This is a genomic window from Mesorhizobium sp. B2-3-14 (assembly GCF_006442175.1).
GTDB lineage: Bacteria > Pseudomonadota > Alphaproteobacteria > Rhizobiales > Rhizobiaceae > Mesorhizobium > Mesorhizobium australicum.
In genome coordinates, this window is the sequence record NZ_VFVP01000006.1 from 76,945 (window position 1) to 96,621 (window position 19,677).

19 protein-coding genes are annotated in these 19,677 nt (G+C 64.8%); 10 read left to right on the forward strand and 9 right to left on the reverse strand.

Going from position 1 to position 19,677, the window contains the following annotated elements:
* Nucleotides 1-12: 12 nt before the first annotated feature.
* The 3 genes from FJ950_RS17180 to FJ950_RS17190 form a co-directional block, all read right to left on the reverse strand.
* Entirely contained in the window at nucleotides 13-1,101 is a 1,089-nt protein-coding gene (locus FJ950_RS17180) for a hypothetical protein (RefSeq protein WP_140617668.1), read from the reverse strand.
* A 319-nt stretch (nucleotides 1,102-1,420) separates the two neighbouring features.
* A complete protein-coding gene (locus tag FJ950_RS17185) occupies nucleotides 1,421-1,810 on the reverse strand; it encodes a cytochrome c family protein (protein ID WP_140617669.1) in 390 nt (129 codons plus the stop codon).
* A 130-nt stretch (nucleotides 1,811-1,940) separates the two neighbouring features.
* The gene (locus tag FJ950_RS17190; RefSeq protein WP_140617670.1) at nucleotides 1,941-2,552 is read right to left on the reverse strand and encodes a thymidine kinase; all 612 of its coding nucleotides are present in this window, start codon (nucleotides 2,550-2,552) and stop codon (nucleotides 1,941-1,943) included.
* 262 nt (nucleotides 2,553-2,814) lie between these two features.
* On the opposite strand from FJ950_RS17190, the gene FJ950_RS17195 reads away from it, so the two are divergent.
* The 3 genes from FJ950_RS17195 to choV all read left to right on the forward strand — a co-directional run bounded on the left by FJ950_RS17195 (nucleotide 2,815) and on the right by choV (nucleotide 5,918).
* The gene (locus tag FJ950_RS17195; RefSeq protein ID WP_023781406.1) at nucleotides 2,815-3,750 is read left to right on the forward strand and encodes a choline ABC transporter substrate-binding protein; all 936 of its coding nucleotides are present in this window, start codon (nucleotides 2,815-2,817) and stop codon (nucleotides 3,748-3,750) included.
* 135 nt (nucleotides 3,751-3,885) lie between these two features.
* Nucleotides 3,886-4,740: a choline ABC transporter permease subunit gene (gene choW, locus FJ950_RS17200; protein ID WP_140617671.1), complete on the forward strand. Its 855-nt coding sequence runs from the start codon at nucleotides 3,886-3,888 to the stop codon at nucleotides 4,738-4,740.
* Nucleotides 4,737-5,918, forward strand: coding sequence for a choline ABC transporter ATP-binding protein (gene choV / locus FJ950_RS17205; RefSeq protein WP_015316047.1), 1,182 nt, complete (start codon nucleotides 4,737-4,739; stop codon nucleotides 5,916-5,918). Before choW ends, choV begins: the two co-directional genes overlap by 4 nt.
* 112 nt (nucleotides 5,919-6,030) lie before the next feature.
* On the opposite strand, the gene FJ950_RS17210 is transcribed toward choV, so the two are convergent.
* Complete coding sequence (locus FJ950_RS17210; protein ID WP_140617672.1) at nucleotides 6,031-7,440, reverse strand: ATP-binding protein; 1,410 nt, start codon at nucleotides 7,438-7,440, stop codon at nucleotides 6,031-6,033.
* The gene (locus tag FJ950_RS17215) at nucleotides 7,437-8,153 is read right to left on the reverse strand and encodes a response regulator transcription factor (RefSeq protein WP_140617673.1); all 717 of its coding nucleotides are present in this window, start codon (nucleotides 8,151-8,153) and stop codon (nucleotides 7,437-7,439) included. Before FJ950_RS17215 ends, FJ950_RS17210 begins: the two co-directional genes overlap by 4 nt.
* Nucleotides 8,154-8,432: 279 nt before the next feature.
* Here FJ950_RS17215 and FJ950_RS17220 point away from each other — a divergent pair, with 279 nt between their 5' ends.
* The 4 genes from FJ950_RS17220 (at nucleotide 8,433) to clpS (ending at nucleotide 9,974) form a co-directional block, all read left to right on the forward strand.
* Entirely contained in the window at nucleotides 8,433-8,732 is a 300-nt protein-coding gene (locus tag FJ950_RS17220; RefSeq protein ID WP_015316050.1) for a hypothetical protein, read from the forward strand.
* A 37-nt stretch (nucleotides 8,733-8,769) separates the two neighbouring features.
* Nucleotides 8,770-9,063 (forward strand): hypothetical protein, encoded by a 294-nt coding sequence (locus FJ950_RS17225; RefSeq protein WP_140617674.1) that lies wholly within the window; start codon nucleotides 8,770-8,772, stop codon nucleotides 9,061-9,063.
* A 161-nt stretch (nucleotides 9,064-9,224) separates the two neighbouring features.
* Nucleotides 9,225-9,539 (forward strand): hypothetical protein, encoded by a 315-nt coding sequence (locus FJ950_RS17230; RefSeq protein ID WP_140617675.1) that lies wholly within the window; start codon nucleotides 9,225-9,227, stop codon nucleotides 9,537-9,539.
* A 129-nt stretch (nucleotides 9,540-9,668) separates the two neighbouring features.
* Complete coding sequence (gene clpS / locus FJ950_RS17235; RefSeq protein WP_015316053.1) at nucleotides 9,669-9,974, forward strand: ATP-dependent Clp protease adapter ClpS; 306 nt, start codon at nucleotides 9,669-9,671, stop codon at nucleotides 9,972-9,974.
* 102 nt (nucleotides 9,975-10,076) lie between these two features.
* Here the strand turns inward: clpS and FJ950_RS17240 are convergent, their stop codons facing one another.
* From FJ950_RS17240 to FJ950_RS17255, 4 genes are read right to left on the reverse strand one after another with little or no spacing between them, the layout of a single operon-like run.
* The gene (locus FJ950_RS17240; RefSeq protein ID WP_140617676.1) at nucleotides 10,077-12,149 is read right to left on the reverse strand and encodes a hypothetical protein; all 2,073 of its coding nucleotides are present in this window, start codon (nucleotides 12,147-12,149) and stop codon (nucleotides 10,077-10,079) included.
* Between the two features lie 58 nt (nucleotides 12,150-12,207).
* Complete coding sequence (locus FJ950_RS17245) at nucleotides 12,208-15,030, reverse strand: DUF4159 domain-containing protein (RefSeq protein ID WP_140617677.1); 2,823 nt, start codon at nucleotides 15,028-15,030, stop codon at nucleotides 12,208-12,210.
* Nucleotides 15,027-15,992 (reverse strand): DUF58 domain-containing protein, encoded by a 966-nt coding sequence (locus FJ950_RS17250; protein WP_140617678.1) that lies wholly within the window; start codon nucleotides 15,990-15,992, stop codon nucleotides 15,027-15,029. The genes FJ950_RS17245 and FJ950_RS17250 overlap by 4 nt, the downstream gene beginning before the upstream one ends.
* The gene (locus FJ950_RS17255) at nucleotides 15,992-16,996 is read right to left on the reverse strand and encodes a MoxR family ATPase (RefSeq protein WP_023770308.1); all 1,005 of its coding nucleotides are present in this window, start codon (nucleotides 16,994-16,996) and stop codon (nucleotides 15,992-15,994) included. The genes FJ950_RS17250 and FJ950_RS17255 overlap by 1 nt, the downstream gene beginning before the upstream one ends.
* Before the next feature lie 158 nt (nucleotides 16,997-17,154).
* Between FJ950_RS17255 and FJ950_RS17260 the strand changes: the two genes are divergently transcribed.
* From FJ950_RS17260 to FJ950_RS17270, 3 genes are read left to right on the forward strand one after another with little or no spacing between them, the layout of a single operon-like run.
* Nucleotides 17,155-17,784, forward strand: a complete 630-nt coding sequence (locus FJ950_RS17260; RefSeq protein ID WP_015316058.1) for a DUF1285 domain-containing protein — start codon at nucleotides 17,155-17,157, stop codon at nucleotides 17,782-17,784.
* Entirely contained in the window at nucleotides 17,784-18,416 is a 633-nt protein-coding gene (locus tag FJ950_RS17265) for a CoA pyrophosphatase (RefSeq protein ID WP_140617851.1), read from the forward strand. The genes FJ950_RS17260 and FJ950_RS17265 overlap by 1 nt, the downstream gene beginning before the upstream one ends.
* Nucleotides 18,413-19,675 carry a CCA tRNA nucleotidyltransferase gene (locus FJ950_RS17270; protein ID WP_015316060.1) on the forward strand — a complete coding sequence of 421 codons (1,263 nt, stop codon included), beginning with the start codon at nucleotides 18,413-18,415 and terminating at the stop codon, nucleotides 19,673-19,675. The genes FJ950_RS17265 and FJ950_RS17270 overlap by 4 nt, the downstream gene beginning before the upstream one ends.
* The last annotated feature ends 2 nt before the right edge of the window (nucleotides 19,676-19,677 follow it).

The window sequence follows — 19,677 nt, forward strand, 5'->3', positions numbered from 1 at the left end:
TGCGCGCGGCAATTATGACTGCACGTAGTTGGCCGAATTGTGCTTCTTCAGCACTTCGTCGAAGCGGCGGGCAAAGGCATCGTCGGCCAGCTTCTTGCGGCGCTGGATGTCGGCGCTGGCGACCATGTTCTTCTCGTGCATCTCCAAGAGATCGCCGATGTGCTTCTGCGAGGCGGCGCCGATGCCGGCCATGGTTTCCTCGGCCGTGTTGTCGACCTGGCTGCCCAGCGTGTTGATCTTGTGGGCGACGTCCTGCTGGGCGGCCGTCTTCAGCGAGTCCTCGAGCGCCTTGTAGAGCACGATGCGCTGTTCGGTATCGATGGTCAGCTTGTTGATCAGCGTCGACTGCGCGGCGATCTGGTTGTTGAGCGAATCGACGAAGGTCTGGAACATCGAGGTATAGCGCTCCAGCGTCTGGCTTTCGGCCAGCAGCTCCTGCTCCTTCGCCTGCTTTTCATTGTATTCGGTGGCGAGCTTGGAACGCTCGCCCTCGAGCTGCGTGCGGTCTTTCTGGCTGGTCGAGGCGGCGATCCTGTTTTCGATGTCGAGCAGCATCGGATTGAGCTCCTCGATGCGCTTCTGCACGGTTTCGAGGTTGGTCATGGTGGTCTTGCGGCGCTCGATCACCTGCGACAGGCTGGCCTCGGAGGTCTTGTAGCGCTGGTCGAGAATTTCCTTCTGCGCCTTCAATATGCCGACGATGGTATCGGACTTGGCCAGCAGCTCCTGCAGGTTGCCGGCCAGCGACATGTTGCGGACGCGATCGGTGCGCATGCGCTGCTTGCGCTGCGCCGAAAAAACGCCGACGAAGTTTTCCCAGCCGGTATAGTTCTTCATGCTCTCGAACTCGGCGCCGAAAACATTGGTGGCGTCCTCCAACCCGATGATCAGGTCGGCGATGTTGCCTTCCATCACCTTCTGCTGCTTCAGTACATCCTCGATGCGGGCGTTCTCGATGTCGAAGTTGGCGTCGCCGATCTTCTTGTCGGTGGTTGCAAGCGTGTCGAGCACGGTGCCGGATTGCTCGATCTTGGTGCGCATGTCCTGGACGACCTGCTTGGTCTTGGCAATTTCGGCATCGAAATTCTGCAATGTCGCCATAGGGGCCTCCCGCTTCGGCTTCCGCTCGCTGGTTGCGAACAGCGGCGAATATATGTGGGGTATCAGGGGATTGAAAGACGTGAAGACAGTGGGTGGCGCGAAAACAAATATCCGGCCGAACCCTTGAAAGCCAATGGAGCCGTGGTCATGGCGTGATCAACTGGCAGGCCAAGCCTTGTTCAGCTGGTTTTGAACTTTCATGCCGGCAAAGCAATCCATCCACGCGGAAGCGAATGGCTCCTAAACTCGACAACAACTGGCCATTTGCAGCCCCACACGGCGGCACAAGCCGGCCCGTCCGACGACGAACGGCGTCTGCTCAGGGTTTGGGGTCGGCCTTCAGATAGGCGACGACGTTGGCGATGTCGTCGTCATTGCTGAGGCCGCCAAAGGCCATCCTGTTGCCGGGCACCTTCAGCTTGGGCGATCTGAGGTATTCGGCAAGATTTGCCTCGTCCCAGAGGAGGCCGGCAGCACCCGCGCTCTTCATGGCGTCCGAATAATGCCCGAGGAAGCTTTCGGCGGTTCCCGCCTTGCGGCCGACGACGCCCATCAGATGCGGGCCGACCTTGTCGCGGTCGGACGCCGCCTCATGGCAGGCCATGCATCGGTTGAAAACATGTTTGCCCAGCACAGGATCGCCCCCGGCCCGGGCGGTAACGGAGGTGGCAAGCAAAAGAAGGCTGGCGGACAAGGCGGCTCGAAGCATGGCTGACCCCGGGAGGCTCTGGCTGAGGGTGGGAAAATAGGGCGCTGGCCTTAACAAAGGCACCATAGAACGGCGCGGCCGACAAGAGGTGGCAGCCAGCTACCCACGCCGACGCCCCAGCGAGCCCCATTCAGCGGCTGATAAAGCCGATGAAGTCGTCAGGTGCGGCGCGGCCCATTTCCTCTTCCCAATGCCGGCGGCAGAGCGAGACATAGACGTCCTTGCCGATCGCCACCTGTTCGCCCTGCCTGGCCACCTTGCCGTCGGGACCGAGGCGCACGACCATCGTCGCCTTGCGGCCGCAGCGGCAGATGGTGCGCACTTCGCGCAGATCGTCGGCGATCGCCAGCAGCGCGCGCGAGCCGGGAAACAGCTTTCCCTGGAAATCGGTGCGCAGGCCATAGCACATGACCGGGATGTTGAGCCGGTCGGCGATGCGGGCAAGCTGCCAGACCTGCTCCTCCTCCAGGAACTGCGCCTCGTCGACAAAGATGCAATGCACCGCCGTGTGCTGGTGATGCTCGGCGACGCGGGCGAACAGGTCGTCGCCGTCGCGGAACATCTCGGCTTCCGTTTCCAGCCCGATGCGCGACGAGATCAGGCCGGTGTCACCCTTGCGGTAGTGGCCGGCGACGAACAGCATCGTCGTCATGCCGCGCTCGCGGTAATTGTACGACGCCTGCAACAGCATGGTCGTCTTGCCGGCATTCATCGTCGCGTAGTGGAAGTAAAGCTTGGCCATGCCGCTCTTTTAAGCCGACTTGCCAGGCCTCGGGGAGGGGCCGGCGCCGCATTCCCCTGAAAAAGCCGCCATTGCCGAGGCAGATTGCGCTTGGGCTCGGCGCGGAAAGCGTCAGCTGTGTCGCTGATGGGCCAGCCAGCGCCGTTGATCGTGATTGTCTTAGCGCTTGAAACCACTCCAGAATGGTGTTTGGCTGACGAAACAAGGCGGGCACAAAAACCGTAACTTCGCTTCGCCAAAGAATCGAAATGGGAGAATACAGATGTCGCGCATGAATTCCTTCGTCGCCGGCCTAGGCCTGGCGGCTTTCCTGTCCACGAGCGCCGCCTTCGCCGGCGATCCGGCAAGCTGCAAGGCGGTTCGCCTCTCCGATGTCGGCTGGACCGACATCCAGGCCACCACCGGGCTGGCCTCGGTGCTGCTCACCGCGCTCGGCTACGAGCCGCAGGTGATCCAGCTCTCGGTTCCGGTGACCTATGCGTCGCTGAAGAACAAGGACCTCGACGTCTTCCTCGGCAACTGGATGCCGTCGATGACCAATGACATCAAGGATTATACGGCCGACGGTTCGGTCGAGACCGTCAGCCAGAACCTGGCCGGCGCCGGTTACGGCATCGTCGTGCCGACCTATGTCGCGGATGCCGGCGTCAAGTCGCTGACCGACCTCGGCAAGTTCAAGGACAAGTTCAACGGCAAGATCTACGGCATCGAGGCCGGCAATGACGGCAATCGCATCATCCTCGACATGATCAAGAACCCGAAGGACAATCTCGACGGGTTCGAGCTGGTCGAATCCTCGGAGGCCGGCATGCTGACGCAGGCCGAGCAGTCGATGAAGAGCAATGAGTGGATCGCCTTCCTCGGCTGGACGCCGCATCCGGTGATGGGCGCCATGAAGATCACCTATCTCGACGGCATGGGCGACAGCGGTTTCGGCGCGGCCACCGTCTCGACCAATGTGCGCAAGGGCTACATGACCGAGTGCCCGAATGTCGGCAAGTTCATCGCCAACCTGAAGTTCAATCTGGATATGGAAGGCCAGATGATGGACGCCATCCTGAAGGGCAGCGATGCCAACAAGGTGGCAACCGACTGGTTGAAGAAAAACCCGGATGCGGTCAAGCCGTGGATCGCCGGCGTGACCACCTTCGACGGCGGCGACGCTGCGGCGGCGGTCAAGACCGCGCTCGGAAGCTGAGCCGACTTTGATTTCGGCGTGACCGAAACAGAGGGCAGTCTTTGTGGAAAAGGCTGCCCTTTTTCGTATCCTGTGACAAGATGACGTCGCGACAGTACGGGGCCGAAGGCAGAGCTCTGGCAAACGAGGGGTGAGATGGATCCGATTTCCAAGTTCATGGTCGATCACAAGATCCCGATCGGCGCCTGGGGAAAGGCGTTCTTCGGTTTCCTTACCGACAATTTCGACACCGTCTTCAGGGCGTTCTCGAATGGCCTCAATTTTCTGCTCGACGGGCTGGTCAACATCCTGCTGATGGTGCCGCCGGTGCTGCTCGCTTTGGTGATTGCCGTCATCGCCTGGCTGCTGCAGCGTTCGCGCCCGCTCGCCATTGGCGTTTTCATCGGGCTGATCTTCATCGTCAACCAGAACCTTTGGAAACAGACGGTGCAGACGCTGGTGCTGGTTGTCGCGGCGGCGGCGGCGGCGATGGCGATCGGCGTGCCGCTCGGCATCTGGGCCGCGCACAAGCCGAAGGTCTATCGCATCATGCTGCCGGTGCTCGACCTGATGCAGACGCTGCCGACCTTCGTCTACCTGATCCCGGTGCTGACGCTGTTCGGTCTTGGCAATGCGCCCGGCCTGATCGTCACCATCATCTTCGTCATCCCGACCGCGGTCCGGCTCACCCATCTCGGCGTCGTCTCGGTACCGAAGTCGATCATCGAGGCCGGCGAGGCCTTCGGCGCCACCAAGAGCCAGCTGTTGTGGAAGGTCGAGCTGCCCTCGGCGCTGCCGACCATCATGGCGGGTCTGACGCAGTCGATCATGCTGTCGCTGTCGATGGTGGTGTTCGCGGCCCTGATCGGCGCCGGCGGGCTCGGCACGGAAATCAACCGGGCGCTCGGTTCGCGCCGCATCGATCTGGGCCTTGAGGCCGGTCTCGCTATCGTCGTGCTCGCCATCGTGCTCGACCGGATGACCCGCATTGGCGTTGGAGGCAAGAAATGACCGTCGCCGTCGATTTCAGGAATGTCGATATCGTCTTCGGCGCCGACCAGGCCGGCTCGCTGGCGATGATCGACAAGGGCGCCACCCGGGCCGAAATCCTCGAGAAGACCGGCAATGTGCTCGGCTGCGCCGGCGCCAGCCTGACCGTGCATGAAGGCGAAATCTCGGTGCTGATGGGCCTGTCCGGTTCGGGCAAGTCGACGCTGCTTCGCGCGGTCAACCGGCTCAACGTGGTGTCGCGCGGCCAAGTGTTGGTCAAGGACGGTGACCGCACGGTCGATGTCGTCACCTGCGACGAGCCGACCCTGCGGCGGCTGCGCCAGAAGCAGGTGGCGATGGTGTTCCAGCAGTTCGGCCTGCTGCCATGGCGCACGGTGGAAGAAAATGTCGGGCTCGGCCTCGAACTCGCCGGCGTGCCGGACGCCGAGCGCAAGGAGCGGGTGCATCGCCAGCTCAAGCTGGTCAATCTCGACCAATGGTCGAACAAATACGCCCATGAGCTGTCGGGCGGCATGCAGCAGCGCGTCGGCCTGGCGCGTGCCTTCGCCACCGAGGCGCCTATCCTGTTGATGGACGAGCCGTTCTCGGCCCTCGACCCGCTGATCCGCACCAAGCTGCAGGACGAACTTCTGCAGCTGCAGGCGGAATTGAAGAAGACCATCATCTTCGTCAGCCACGATCTCGAGGAGGCACTGAAGATCGGCAGCCACATCACTATCATGGAGGGCGGCCGTATCGTCCAGACCGGCGCGCCGGAAGACATCGTGCTGCGCCCCGCCAACGATTATGTCCGCGACTTCATCGCCAATGTGAACCCGCTCTCGGTGCTGACCGCCTGGAACGTGATGCGCGACCGCCGCGATCTCGAACAGGGCAAGGACGGCTGGGTGTGGCTCGACCGGCGCAAGACGACGCGCTTCAAGATCGACGAACACGGGCTGGTGGCGGCGGCCGAGCGCGACGGCAAGCCGGCCGTATGGGTGTCCTGCGCCGATGTCGAGGGCCAGCCGGAGGAGTTGGCGCAAGTGTTCTGGGCCAATCCCGGCACCTCGCTGAAGACCGTGATGCTGGCCATGCACCGGTCGCAGACCGCACCCGTGGCGCTGTTCGATGACCAGTCGCGCTTCGTCGGCGCGATCGGCATCCGCGACGTGCTGAGCGCGGTGCTGCGGCGCTGATGCATGTCGCCCAAAAGTGACCTCGGTTTTGGGAAGACGACATGCACAAAAACGAAGACTGAAGCGCGGCGCCTGATCCGCTTCGGCGCGACGCGCTTCAGGCGGCTATGTCCTAAGCCGCCATCGGCAGGCGCAACTCGGTCAGCAGGCCGCCGTCTGGATGGTTGGACAGGCGCACTTCGCCGCCCGCCGCGCGCGCGATGTTGCGGGCAATGGTCAGCCCCAGCCCGAGACCGCCGGTCTGGCGGTTGCGGGACTGTTCGAGACGCACGAAGGAGCCGAAGACGGCGTCGATCTGGGCCTGGGGAATGCCCGGTCCCTCGTCACGGATGGCGAGCGTGATCGTGCCGTCCAAGCGGCTGAGGCTGAGATGCGCTTGCTTGCCGTAGGTGACGGCGTTCTGCACCAGATTGGTGACGCAGCGCTTGAGAGCCACCGGCCGCGCCATGCAGATCAGGCCTCGCGAACGGACGTCGTCATTGTCGAAGGACACGGTCTCGTAGCTGTCGGCGACCGATTCGACGAGCGACCAGAAATCGATCCGTTCGGCCTTCTCTTCCGTGACCTCGAATTTGGCGAAGTCTATCACGGAACTCGCGATGCTTTCGATGTCGGCGAGATCGTGGGCGAGCGCCTGGCGCGCCGGTGATCTGCGCAACAGTTCCAGGCGCAGCCGCATTCTGGTCATCGGCGTGCGCAGGTCGTGCGCGAGGGCCGCCGCCAGGTGCTCACGATCCTCGACATATTCGCGCAGCCTCGCCTGCATGGCGTTGATCGCCTTGGCGGCTGCGCGCACCTCGCGGCTGCCGCTCTCGGCGATCGGCGGGCTCTTTAGGTCGTTGCCGATCCGGTTGACGGCGGTTTCCATCATCCGGTAGGGCGCGGTCAGCCGGCGCAGCGACCAGATCGACATGATCACCACCAGCCCCGCGATCAGCGAATAGAGCGGCAGGCTATCGACGCTCAGGATCGGGCCGACGGGCGTGATCGGTTCGGTGAAATTCAGCCATTGGCCGTCGGCGAAGCGCAGCGAAGCCGTCAGCTTGTCGCTCTGGGCGAAATCGGCGGCCAGCACCAGAAGATCCCGCTCGACCTGGCCGATCTCGGGTCCCGGCGCCGCGCCGCCGGCATCGTCGGCTTCGCGCGTCGCCGGATCGCGCCGCACGCGCGCGTCGGTGATGCCGAACTTCGACAGCCGGCCAACGAGGATGTCTTCCAGTTCGGCCAGTTCGTCGTCGCCGGCGATCGAGGAGGTGACGGCGGGCGTGTCCGAGACGGTGAGCGCGTAGGTGGAGTTGAACAGCCCGGTCGCCGTCGCCTTGCGCTCCTCCGGCGTGGCGTCGTGCATCAGCTGCACGAGCGAGAAGGCGCGGTCGTTGAGGCGGTAGAGGTCGACCACGTCATTGGCGGCAGCGCGGTCGCGCGATACGATATAAAGCGTCGCGACCTGACTGATCAGCAGGCCGGCAATGACGATCAGCAGCACCCAGACAGGCAAGGTCTGCGGCAGGAAACGTCTCATTCGGAGGTCGTCTCGGGCAGGAACTGGTAGCCGCCGCTGCGCACGGTGAGGATCAGTTTGGGCGTCTTGGGATCATCTTCCATCTTGCGCCGCAGCCTGGAGACCAGGATGTCGATGCTGCGGTCGAAGGAATAGTCGCTGTCGCCGCCGGACAGTTCGATGAGCTGATCGCGGGTCAGCACGCGCTGGGCGCTCTTGACGAAGGTCTGCAGGAGGTTGAACTCAGCCATGGTCAGTTCGACCCTGACGTCGTCGGGCGCGGTCAGCCGCCGCCGCGAGCAGTCCATCGTCCAGCCGGCGAAGTGGTAAATCTGCTTGGTGGTGGCGCGCTTGGGCTCGGCGGCGCCATTGCGCCGCAGCACGGCGCGGACGCGGGCCAGCAATTCGCGCGGGTCGAAGGGTTTGGGCACATAGTCGTCGGCGCCCATCTCGAGCCCGACGACGCGGTCGGTCGTCTCGGTGACGGCGGTCAGCATGATGATCGGCGTCGTATACTGGGCGCGGATGTCACGGCACAGTTCCAGCCCGCTCCTGCCGGGCAGCATCACGTCGAGCACGATCAGATCCACCTGCGTGCGGCGCAGGATGGTTTCCATCTCGGTGCCGTCGGCGGCAACCGAGGTGTGCAGACCCCGCTTCTGGAAGAACTCCTGAAGCAGGTCGCGAATGCCCTTGTCGTCGTCGACGATCAGTATGTGTGTCTCGGATTTCACAGCTGCCCTGTCTGGTTTGCGAGCCACGCCATTTTTGGCTCGTGAGCCACACGATAGAATTCGGGCCGTATGTTGGCCAGTGCCTTGCTTTTCAAGGAAAAATGAATTCCGCCGTCTCCACATGAAGCAACGGCCAGCTTGGCGTGACCTGGCCAGACACAATTCAGAAACAAAATTCTACAATCGGGAAAAACTCCTGAAAAGGTAGGCCGGCATAACGGTGCCGTGGCGGTCAGGTCATCGGCTGCGACGCTAGTCTCCGGGTTCACGGATAAACCGATGCCAAGATTGTCGATCAGTTTGTTGGGAGTTTTGCTGGGCCTTGGCCTGCTCACTGCCGCTGTCGACCAATCAGACGCAAAGGCGCCGCTGACCCGGAGCGAACGGTGCGCCAATCTCAGCCACCAATTTGATGAAGCCCTCGAAACCCATGCCACGGCAACGCAGGTCACCGCGGCAAAGGCACTTCAGAGAAAGGGCAACCGGTACTGCGCCGCCAAGAAACAGGCGCAGGGCATCCGGATGCTCGCCAATGCTTTGAAGCTGCTTGGAGTGACACCGAACGACCCGGTCCAGTGACACTCAAACGACCCGCACAAAAAAGGAAAACGAAGCCATGAAAAAATCCCTCCTGTCCGCCCTTGGTCTCGCCGTCGCTCTCGCCTTCTCGATGCCCGTTCTCGGCAACGCTGCCGCGACCACGACCGCTGCCCCGGCCGCTGCCACCACGACCACCGCTCCGGCTGCTGCCGCGACGACCACTGCTCCGGCCAAGGCCGCTCCGAAGAAGGTCGCCAAGAAGACCGTCTGCAAGGTGACCAAGAAGCACAAGTGCCCGGTCAAGAAGGCCCCCGCGATGGCGGCTCCCGCGAAGGCGGCCCCGGCGAAGGCTGCTCCCAAGAAGCCCTGATCAGCTTCGAGGTTAGTTCTAGCAAGGCCGCCCCAGCCGCAAACCGGCTGGGGCGGCCTTCTGCCAAGGCATGATCGAAGAGCTGAACGCCGGCGGCTTCCAGCCACGCATCTCGATCGTGCTTAACCCGTTTGCAATGCCGGCCCTGTAGGACAATCCGCATGAAGAAGCGGCTTTCGTCCATTTTTCGCTCCATGGTGATTGGCGGCCTGGTTGCCACCGGCGTGGCCAGGGTGCTGATTCTGCTCACCGCCAGCCCCGTGCCGGACCCTGCAAGCGGGCGCACCGAGCCTTCGCTGTTCGCACCGGCGATTTCCAGCAACTGGGATTACATCACGCCGGTGCAGGCATGGCTTTTGATCGTGCTCGCCGGCGTGACGCTGATCTGTGTAGCCGGATGGCCGATCGCGGCATGGCTGGAACGCCGGGCGGATGCCGAAGCAACGCGCCGCGTCTTCGGCCGTCAGGGCCGTTGAACCGCGACCGACAATTCCCCACATGATCCTGAAGGACCGGGCCCGCCCGCCGACGGTCCGTAAATGGACGATCACTGCCGCCCGTGGCAAAATGCGGACTTAAGCTGATCGCGAAAACAGTCGGTTCGAATGCCTGAAATCACCACAAAACCGCGCACCAAGGTCAAGCCGCAGACAGAGCGGCCGAAGCTCTACAAGGTCATCCTCGTCAATGACGATTTCACGCCGCGCGAATTCGTGGTGACGGTGCTGAAGGGCGAGTTCAAGCTCTCGGAGGACCAGGCGCACCGGGTCATGATCACCGCGCACCAGCGTGGCGTCTGCGTGGTCGCGGTCTTCACCCGGGATGTCGCCGAGACCAAGGCGACACGGGCCACCGATGCCGGCAAGGCCAAGGGCTACCCGCTGCTGTTCACGACGGAACCGGAGGAGTGAGGAGGGGCTCGTCATAGCCTTGGTTTCGACAATTGGCGAAACCATTCGCGACGGCGTCTTTCTCCGCGTCACTACACGGGGAGAAAGAAAGAGCGCACCGCTCTACCGTCCCTCGCGGTACCACATCGAACCCATCGCCAGGAGCAACAGGCCGAGGCCGAGGAAGCCGCCGAACAGCGGCACGCGCGACACGGCCTTGAGCACACTGTCGTCGGTGGTGCGCAGGCCGATCCAGTCGCTGCCCGACGCCTCGCCGGCCGAGCGCACCGGCACGATGGAAGGCAGCGTCACGTCGCTGCCCGTGGCAGACGCCAGCCGGCGCACGCTGCCGCCGGTAGCTTCCGCCGGCGCCTTCAGCCGCTCCTGCGTGGAGACGACGTCGGCGAATTCCGGAGCGTTGACCGGTCCGACATGGGCAAGCGCGGTGAGATCGCCATTGGCAATCTGGAAGAGGCCGATCTCGCTGGTCTGGACGCTGCCGAGGAAGACGCCGGGCTCGGACTTGTCGAGCTTGACGGCGAGCGTCTTGCCGGAAGGGGTGATGATCTGCGCCGGGCCGGGATCGTCGGCCATGGTCTGGCGGCGGATCTCCAGCACCATGCCGCGTCCCTCGGCGGTCAGCCGCTCTTCCTCGAGTTCGGGCTCCTTCATCAGCCAATGGGCGATGCGCCGGTAGAGCTGGACATGCGGGCCGCCGCCCTCGAAGCCGCGCGCCCACAGCCAGCCCTGGTCGGACAGAAGCATGCCGACGCGGCCTTCGCCCTTGCGGTCGAGCAGCAGCAGCGGCCGGTTGTCGGCGCCCTTCATCACCACTTCACCCTGCGGGTTCTGCACGCCGATGGTGCGGAACCAGCGGCTCCAGTGCGGCGGCTCGGTGGCCGAACCGTCGAGGCCGCGCGTCACCGGGTGACGCTGACCGAGTTCGGTGAGGCGAGGATAAAAGGCCTTGTCGACGACCTCGCCGGTCGGCATGGCCGGCAGCGCCGACATCAGCGGCGTGCGTGCGATCGAAGCCTCGCCGGCATATTCGGGACCGGCGGCGATCAGCAGCGCGCCGCCCTTTTCGACATATTCGGAGATGTAATCGTAATAGAGGATCGGCAGCACGTCGCGGTGCTGGTAGCGGTCGAAGATGATGAGGTCGAAATCCTTGATCTTCTCGACGAACAGCTCGCGGGTCGGGAAGGCAATCAGCGACAATTCGTTGATCGGCGTGCCGTCCTGCTTTTCCGGCGGCCGCAGGATGGTGAAATGGACGAGATCGACCGAGGCGTCGGATTTCAACAGATTGCGCCAGGTGCGCTCGCCCGCATGCGGTTCGCCCGAAACGAGCAGAACGCGCAGGTTCTCGCGGATGCCGTCGACCAGCGCGATGGCGCGGTTGTTGGTGTCGGTCAGTTCGCCCGGCTCACGGTCGATGGCAAGTTCGATGATGTTGCGGCCAGCACCCGGGATGGTCACCTGCAGCGGCATGGCCTGGCCGACCGTGGCATGCTCGACCGAAACCTGCTCGCCATTGACCGAGACGCGCACATCGACCGGTCCGGTCTCGTTTTCGGTCGAGATGACGCGATAGCTCATGTCGAGCGGCTTGCCGACGAGGCCGAAACGCGGCGCGTTCTCGAAACGTATACGGCGGTCCTTCTCATGGTCGTTGCCGGTGATCAGGGCATGCAGGGGGGCGTTGAACTCGGGCGTGCCCGACGGCGTGTCATGCACCTCGCCGTCGGTGACCATGATGGCGCCGCCGATGCGCGAGGGCGGCACGTCGCGGAAGGCGCCTTCCAGCGCGCCGAACAGCCGCGTTTCCGTGCGCTCCTCGGCGGCGTCGGATTTGCCGGCCTCGACGACACGGACGTCGAACTGCTTGAAGCGGCCAAGACGCTGCTGCAACCCGGCCACGGCCTCGTCGGTCTGCCTGGTACGGTCGCCAATGTCCTGGCTCTGGCTGCGGTCGACGACCAGCGCGACGACGCTTTTCAGCGGCTCGCGCTCCTCGTTGAGGAATACGGGGTTGAAGAGGGCGGCGGCGAGCGCGAGCAGGGCGACCAGGCGCAGGACCGCGCCGCGCTGGCGAAACCACAGGCCGACGAGCGCCAGCAGCGCCAACGGTACCAGCACCAGGGCCAGAAGCGGCCAGGATAGAAGCGGTTCGAAGGAGATCGACCAGTTCATGCTTCATCCTCTCCGTTGTGGAGAGAGTTGACCCGCCGTGGAGGGTAAGAACGTCATCCTACTGCCCCAGCCGTTCGAGCAGGATGGGAACATGCACCTGGTCGGATTTGTAGTTGCCGGTCAACATGTACATCATGATGTTGACGCCGGCGCGCAGCGCGTAGACCCGCTGCATCGGATCGTTCGGCACGGTCGGCAGCAGCGGATCGCCATTCTCGTCGACCGCCCAGGCGCCGGCGAAATCATTGGCGGTGATCATGATCGGCGATACGCCGTCACCGGTGCGCACCGGCCGGTTGTCGGCATTGCTGGCATCGAGCGATGCCTCGACCCAGAGCGGGCTGCCGGCGAAGCGGCCGGGAAACTCGGGCAGGATGAAGAAGGATTTGGTCAGCACATGGTCCGACGGCACCGGCTCCAGCGGCGGCACGTTGAGGTTGCCGAGGATGTCGCGCAGCCGCTCGGTCGCCGGGCTGGTGGAATCGGCGCCGATGCCGTTGGCAAACTGATCGCGGGTGTCGAACAGCACGGTGCCGCCCTGCTGCATATAGGCGTCGATGCGGGCGATCGCGGCCTGGCTTGGCATCGGTGCCGCCGGATCGATCGGCCAGTAGATCAGGGGATAGAACGACAGTTCGTCCTTCGAGATATCGACGCCGGCCGGCGCCCCCGGCTCCAAGGCGGTCTTCTCGATCAGGAAGCGGGTCAGACCCTCGAGCCCGGCGCGGCTGATCGAATCGACACCCGGGACGCCTGTCAGCACATAGGCGATGCGGGTTTTCGAAATCGCCTCGATAGCAACCTGGTCGCCCGGCTTGGCGTCGTCGGCGCGCGCGACATCGGCATGGCCGAACAGTACGCCAAGCGCGATCAGCACGGCGGCTGTGGTCGCGGCCGCCCCGGCCCGGCGCGGCCGGCGCGAAAACAGGCCGCCCATCCACAACACAGCCAGCGTGTCGAGCAGCATCAGCAACAGAGCCGCCGCGACCAGCGCGCCCTTCAGGTTGCGCGACTCATCGAAGGCGTACTGGACGGTGGTGACCGGGACCGTCACTTGCGGGCGCGCCAGCGGGGCGAAGGTGCTTGAGGCGTCGAGCAGATTGTGGGCGAAGACGCCGGTTTCCGAGCCGTAGAGGCCAGGCGGGTTCTCGAAGGTGACCGGCAGTGGTCCTGCGCCCGGCACCAGCGGCCGTGCATCCGGTGTCGGCGGCACCAGCGAGCCGTCGGCCGCGATCATCCGATAGGGCGCCAGCGACGTGGCGGCGGCTTCGGCATTGGCGATCGCCGCGCCCTGGTTGCGCGACAATTGCACGATGCGGCGCAGCATCTCCACGAAACTGCCCGAGATCGGCAGGTTCGACCACGTCGCCTCGGGCGTGACATGGAACAGCACCAGCGTGCCCTTGCCCTTCTTCAGCCCCGTCACCAGCGGCGTGCCGTCGGCGAGGGCCGCCCAGGTGCGCTCGACGATGTCGGGTGTCGGTTCGGCCAGCACCTGCCTGGTCACCGTGACCTCGGTCGGCGGCGCCAGGTCGGCGAAGGGGCCGGCCTTGGGAAATTCGGTGACCGGCTGCGGCGAGGTCCATGACAGCGCGCCGCCGAGCGAACGCTCGCCGGTGCGCAGGCGGACCGGCAGCAAATCGTCGTCATTGCCGGCAGCGGCCAGCCGCGAGCCGGCGAAACGCACGAGCGTGCCGCCATTGTCGACCCAGTCGACCAGTCTTTGCCGGACCTGTGCGGGAATGGTGCCGATATCGGCCATGACGATCATCGCCGGCTTCTGGTCGAGGATCTGCGGGATGGCGTCGGCGAGATCGGCGCTGGAGGGCTCGACCAGATCGGCGAAGGGCTGCAGCGCGCGCCTGATGTAGTAGAGCGGCGACAGAAGCGGCTGCGCCTGGTCGGCCTCGGCTTGCGACAACAGCCCGACGCGGCGGCGTTTGGAGCTTTCGTCGAGCACGCGCACGGCACCTGCATGCCGTTCGCCATCAAGCGCGATCGAGGCGAAGTCGTTGCGCAATTCGAACGGCACCGCCATGGTGCCGGTGGCCGTGGCTTCGCCCGGCGCGAAGGTCAGGGTCGCATCGGCGATGCGGCGGCCCTTGTCGTCGAATGCGCCGGCGGTGACCTGCGCCGGGGCGGGATCGCCGGGCGCGCGGATGGCGGTCAAACCAAAGCCATCAACCTGGTTTTCGGCTGATGTCAGGCCAGTCAGCGACAGCCGGTCGGCCACCGCCCAGGCGATTCGGGCGGCATTTTTCGACAACAGCGTGTTGAAGGCGGCCTCGTCGCCCTTTGCCGCCAGGCCATCGGCCAGCACGGCGACGCTGGCGCCAGGCAAGGTTTCCAGCATGCCGGCGACGCGCGCATAGACGGCGGGCCGGTCGGTGGGGATCGGCCGCGGCTTGGCGGCGCGCAGCCGGTCGAGCGCGGCGGCGGCATCGAAGGGGCCGATCTCGGCATTGGGCTTTTCGGCGGTGAAGGCGATGATAACAGGCACGCCATTCGAGCCGGCGTCCTTGATCAGCCGCTCGGCGGTGGCGACACGCTTGTTCCAGTCGGCGGCACTCGCCCAATCATTGTCGATGACCAGGGCAAGCGCGGCACCCTCGGCCGGCAGCTTTTCGCGCGGGTTGAACACCGGTTCGGCCAATGCCGCGACGACGAGGGCAGCCATCAGAAGCCTGAGCAGCGTCAGCCACCAGGGGCTGCGCTGTGGGGTTTCCTCACGCTTGAGCACACGGGCCAGGATCTTCAGCGGCGGGAACACCTCGGTCTGTGGCTTGGGCGGGGTGAGCCTGAGCAGCCACCAGATCACCGGTAGCGCCAGCAGGCCCCACAGCACCATGGGGGCACCGAAGGAGAGCGGCAGCCAGCTCATGCGACCGCCTTTCCAGGCTGATCGCCCTTGGCGATCAGCCTGGGCTGATCGCCGGCAATGATACCGGCATGCCCGCCATCGGCGGTCATCGCCATGTGCAGGCGCACCAGCGCGTCGGACGCGAGCCGGTCGGTATGGTTGACGGTAAAGCTCCAGCCAAGCCGCTTGCACCAGCCGGCCAGCTCCTGGCGGCGAGCGGTGTAGAGCAGGCGGTATTCATCGGCCAGCATCTCGGCGCGGCCGGCGGTCAGCTTGTCGCCGGTCTCGGGATCGGTGAACTCGGTGCGGCCGGCATAGGGGAAGGTTTCCTCGGCCGGGTCGGCAACCTCGATCAGATGGGCGCGCACGCCATGGCGGGCGAGCACGTCGAGCCAGGCCATGGTTTCCTCGACGGGGTCGAGGAAATCGCTGGCGATGACGATGTCGCAGAAGCGCCTGATGTTGGAGAGATCGGGTTTTGCCGGCAGTTCGCCGGCATGCATGAGCTGGGCGGCGATGCGCTCGGCGCCGTTGCGAGCGGTGAATGGATCGGTCAGATCAGGCCAGGCGATGCGTTCGCCGCTGCGTGACAAAAGCTCGGCCATGGCCAAGGTCAGCACCAGGGCGCGCGATTGCTTGGAAACGCCGGCTCCCGTCGATTTGTAGAGCATGGACGGCGAGGGGTCGGCCCACAGCCAGACGGTGTGGGCGGCTTCCCATTCACGGTCGCGCACATAGGTGTGGTCGTCGCGGGCCGAGCGGCGCCAGTCGATGCGCGAGGCGTCGCCTTCGACGTAGGGCCGGAACTGCCAGAAATTCTCGCCGATGCCGCGCTTGCGGCGGCCATGCCAGCCGGCGATCACGGTGTTGACGATACGGCGTGCCTCGACCAGCAGGTCGGGAACCAGCGAAGCCCGCAACCGGCCTCGGGCGAGCGCATCGCGCGTCGCTGCCGGGGCCTGGACTTCGCCGATACGCGCCATCAAATGCCTTTCACAAGCTTCGCCACCACGTCGCGCACGCTGGTGCCCTCCGCGCGGGCGGCGAAAGTCAGCGCCATGCGATGCTGCAGCACCGGTTCGGCCAGCGCCCTGACATCGTCGACCGAAGGCGCCAGGCGTCCGTCGTAGAGCGCGCGCGCCCTGGTGCACAGCATCAGCGCCTGGCTGGCGCGCGGGCCCGGACCCCAGGCGACATGCTTGTCCGTGTCGGCATTGCCCTGGCCCGGACGCGCCGAGCGCACCAGGGTAAGGATCGCCTCGACGACGCTTTCGGGTACCGGCATGCGGCGGATCAGTGTCTGGATCTCCTTCAGCCGCGCCGGCTGCAGCACGTTCTGGGCTTTCGCGTCCTCGACGCCGGTGGTTTCCAGCAGGATGCGGCGCTCGGCCTCGATTTCGGGGTACAAGATGTCGACCTGCATCAAGAAGCGGTCGAGCTGGGCTTCGGGCAGCGGATAGGTGCCTTCCTGCTCCAGCGGGTTCTGCGTCGCCAGCACATGGAAGGGGGAAGGCAGGTCATAGCGCGCGCCGGCAATGGTGACATGATATTCCTGCATCGCCTGCAGCAGCGCCGACTGCGTGCGCGGCGAGGCGCGGTTGATCTCGTCGGCCATCAGCAGCTGGGCGAAGATCGGCCCGGAAATGAAGCGGAAGGAGCGCTTGCCGGTCTCGTCCTGCTCCATGACCTCGGAGCCGAGAATGTCGGACGGCATCAGGTCGGGCGTGAACTGGATGCGGCGCGAATCGAGCCCGAGCACGACGCCCAACGTCTCCACCAGCTTGGTCTTGGCGAGGCCCGGCACACCGACCAGAAGCGCATGGCCGCCGGCCAGCAGCGCCACCAGCGTACGCTCGACCACGTTCTCCTGGCCGAAGATCACCCGGCCAACCCCGTCACGGATCCTGGAGATGTCGGCAAGTGCCTTCTCGGCCTCGGCGACCATGTCCGTTTCGCTGATCGGGCTTTCCTTGACCATCACGCTCATGCCGCATCGACCCCTTTGGTTGGAAATGCCATGGTTTGGAAATGCTGGCCCGCACCATACCATAGGCTGCCGCGATTCGGCCTCGCGGAGCGCCTATGGTTGAACTTAAATCACAGACTTAGGCTGACAAGCGGAACAACAGTGACTATTTCGTGACGATGAGCGAACACCACGAACATCGCCAACAAAGCCTTACGCAGGCCACCGAGGCTCGGGGCCTTGAGGCGCTGATCTCGCGCGCGGCCCGCGCAGGCAAGGGCGCGGCGCCGGTCGAGCGCTGGAATCCCGACTTTTGCGGCGATCTCGACATGGAAATCAAGGCCGACGGCACCTGGTTCTACCTGGGCACGCCGATCGGCCGCATGCCGCTGGTGCAGCTTTTCTCCTCTGTGCTGCGCAAGGACGCCGACGGCAGGACCTATCTGGTGACGCCGGTGGAAAAAGTCGGCATCCGCGTCGCCGATGCGCCTTTCGTCGCCGTCGAGATGGATGTTTCGGGCGAAGGCGAGGATCAGGTCATCACCTTCCGCACCAATGTCGGCGACGTGATCGAGGCCGGACCGGAGCGGCCGCTGCGCTTCGTCGACGAGAACGGGACCGGCGGTTTGAAGCCGTATCTGCTGGTGCGCGGCAGGCTGGAGGCGCTTGTGGCGCGGCCGGTCATGTACGAACTGGTCGGGCATGGCGAGGAGATCGAAATCGACGGCAGGACGATGTTTTCAGTGCGCTCCAAGAACGCCGTGTTTCCGATCATGCCGGCCGATCAGTTGAAGCGGTTGAGCGCATGATGGACCAGGTATCGCCAGCGCCGTTTTCGTCGGCGGATTTTCGCGCGCGCTTTGCCGCGCAGCCGGAGGCGCATGCCGGCGGCGACTATGGTGATCACCGCTTCAATCCCGGCCATCCACGCCTCAACCCTGGCAAGCCGCTGCGCAACGCCGCGGTGCTGATCCCGGTGGTCGACCATGACGGCGAGGCGACGGTTCTGCTGACCAAACGGGCCGAAAAACTCCGCAATCATTCCGGGCAAGTGGCTTTCCCGGGCGGCACGATCGATGCGACCGACGCAAGCCCGGAAGCGGCGGCGCTGCGCGAGACCTTCGAGGAGATCGGCCTTGGCCAGGATCGGATCGAGATCATCGGCCGGATGCCCGATTACGTCGCCGGCAGCGGCTACCGCATCGCGCCGGTGCTAGGCATCGTGCGGCCACATTTCCAGCTGACCCTGAACGCGGATGAGGTCGACGCCGCCTTCGAAGTGCCGCTGCGCTTCCTGATGGACGCGGCCAACCACAAGCGCGACAGCCGCATCTGGAACGATCTCGAATGGTTCTTCTACGACATGCCCTATGGCGACCGGCGCATCTGGGGTGTCACCGCCGGGATCATCCGCACACTGTATGAAAGGCTCTATGCGTGAGTGTTTCGATCGCGGGCAGGGCGGACTGGCTCTTCGACAAGCATCTGCAGCGCCTGCTTGGCGCGCTCACCGAAGGCGGTGAAGAGGCGCGCATCGCCGGCGGCGCCGTTCGCAACGTGCTGATGGGCCAGCCTGTCACCGACATCGACATAGCAACCTCTTGCCTGCCGCGGGAAACCATTCGCCGCGCCGAGGCGGAAGGCTTCAAAGCGGTGCCGACCGGTATCGAGCACGGCACCATCACGGTGGTCGCCGATGGCAAACCTTATGAAATCACCACCTTGCGCGCCGATGTCGAGACCGATGGCCGTCGCGCCAAGGTGTCGTTCGGGCGCGACTGGAAGCTCGACGCCGAGCGGCGCGACTTCACCATCAACGCGCTCTATGCGGAGGCCGACGGCAGCGTTGTCGACCTTGTCGGCGGCATCGCCGACATCGAGGCGCGCCGGCTGCGCTTCATCGGCGACCCGGAGGCACGCATCCGTGAGGATTATCTGCGCATCCTGCGCTTCTTCCGCTTCTTCGCCTGGTATGGCGAAGGCCGGCCCGACGCCGAGGGGCTGAAGGCCTGCGCCCGGTTGAAGGAAGGCCTCGCCCAACTCTCGGCGGAGCGCATCTGGTCCGAACTGAAAAAGCTCTTGTCCGCACCCGATCCCTCGCGGGCGCTGCTCTGGATGCGGCAGGCCGGTGTCTTGACCGCCGCGCTGTCGGAAAGCGAGAAATGGGGCATCGATGCGATCCACGGATTGACCAGGGCCGAGAAGGACCTGGGCTGGGCGGTGGATCCGATGCTGCGGCTGGAGGCGATGGTGCCGCCGGATGCGGCGCGCATGAAGACGCTTGCGGAGCGGCTGAAATTCTCGACCGCCGAAGCGGATCGCCTGCGCCATTGGTCGATGGCAACCGCGGTCGAACCGAAGACGACCGAGGGCGAATTGGCGAAACGGCTCTATCGCGGCGACCGCCAAGGATTTGTCGACCGCCTGCGGCTTTCGCTTGCGGCGGCGCGGGTGCGGGCCGTTGAAGACAATGAAGCGCTGCTCGAAGCCGGCGGCTTTTCGCGCCTGCTTTCCTTTGCGCTCAAATGGAAAAGGCCCGAGTTTCCGCTGCGAGGCGCCGATCTGACCGCGCTCGGCGCAACCCCGGGGCCGAAGCTCGGCGAGATCCTCAAGAACCTGGAAGCGGAATGGATCGATGCGAGTTTCACGCCCGATCGCGACGCACTGATCAAGCGCGCCGCGGAGGCACTTGAAGGCTGATG

Excerpts from the sequence above, each read along its gene's own strand:
- FJ950_RS17230 (WP_140617675.1), top strand. The coding sequence starts at position 9,225 with ATGAAGAAGCGGCTTTCGTCCATTTTTCGCTCCATGGTGATTGGCGGC.
- FJ950_RS17245 (WP_140617677.1), bottom strand. The coding sequence starts at position 15,030 with ATGAGCTGGCTGCCGCTCTCCTTCGGTGCCCCCATGGTGCTGTGGGGC.
- FJ950_RS17195 (WP_023781406.1), top strand. The coding sequence starts at position 2,815 with ATGTCGCGCATGAATTCCTTCGTCGCCGGCCTAGGCCTGGCGGCTTTC.
- FJ950_RS17180 (WP_140617668.1), bottom strand. The coding sequence starts at position 1,101 with ATGGCGACATTGCAGAATTTCGATGCCGAAATTGCCAAGACCAAGCAG.
- choV (WP_015316047.1), top strand. The coding sequence starts at position 4,737 with ATGACCGTCGCCGTCGATTTCAGGAATGTCGATATCGTCTTCGGCGCC.
- FJ950_RS17210 (WP_140617672.1), bottom strand. The coding sequence starts at position 7,440 with ATGAGACGTTTCCTGCCGCAGACCTTGCCTGTCTGGGTGCTGCTGATC.
- FJ950_RS17190 (WP_140617670.1), bottom strand. The coding sequence starts at position 2,552 with ATGGCCAAGCTTTACTTCCACTACGCGACGATGAATGCCGGCAAGACG.
- FJ950_RS17240 (WP_140617676.1), bottom strand. The coding sequence starts at position 12,149 with ATGAACTGGTCGATCTCCTTCGAACCGCTTCTATCCTGGCCGCTTCTG.
- choW (WP_140617671.1), top strand. The coding sequence starts at position 3,886 with ATGGATCCGATTTCCAAGTTCATGGTCGATCACAAGATCCCGATCGGC.
- FJ950_RS17220 (WP_015316050.1), top strand. The coding sequence starts at position 8,433 with ATGCCAAGATTGTCGATCAGTTTGTTGGGAGTTTTGCTGGGCCTTGGC.
- FJ950_RS17225 (WP_140617674.1), top strand. The coding sequence starts at position 8,770 with ATGAAAAAATCCCTCCTGTCCGCCCTTGGTCTCGCCGTCGCTCTCGCC.
- FJ950_RS17250 (WP_140617678.1), bottom strand. The coding sequence starts at position 15,992 with ATGGCGCGTATCGGCGAAGTCCAGGCCCCGGCAGCGACGCGCGATGCG.
- FJ950_RS17255 (WP_023770308.1), bottom strand. The coding sequence starts at position 16,996 with ATGAGCGTGATGGTCAAGGAAAGCCCGATCAGCGAAACGGACATGGTC.
- clpS (WP_015316053.1), top strand. The coding sequence starts at position 9,669 with ATGCCTGAAATCACCACAAAACCGCGCACCAAGGTCAAGCCGCAGACA.
- FJ950_RS17185 (WP_140617669.1), bottom strand. The coding sequence starts at position 1,810 with ATGCTTCGAGCCGCCTTGTCCGCCAGCCTTCTTTTGCTTGCCACCTCC.
- FJ950_RS17260 (WP_015316058.1), top strand. The coding sequence starts at position 17,155 with ATGAGCGAACACCACGAACATCGCCAACAAAGCCTTACGCAGGCCACC.
- FJ950_RS17265 (WP_140617851.1), top strand. The coding sequence starts at position 17,784 with ATGGACCAGGTATCGCCAGCGCCGTTTTCGTCGGCGGATTTTCGCGCG.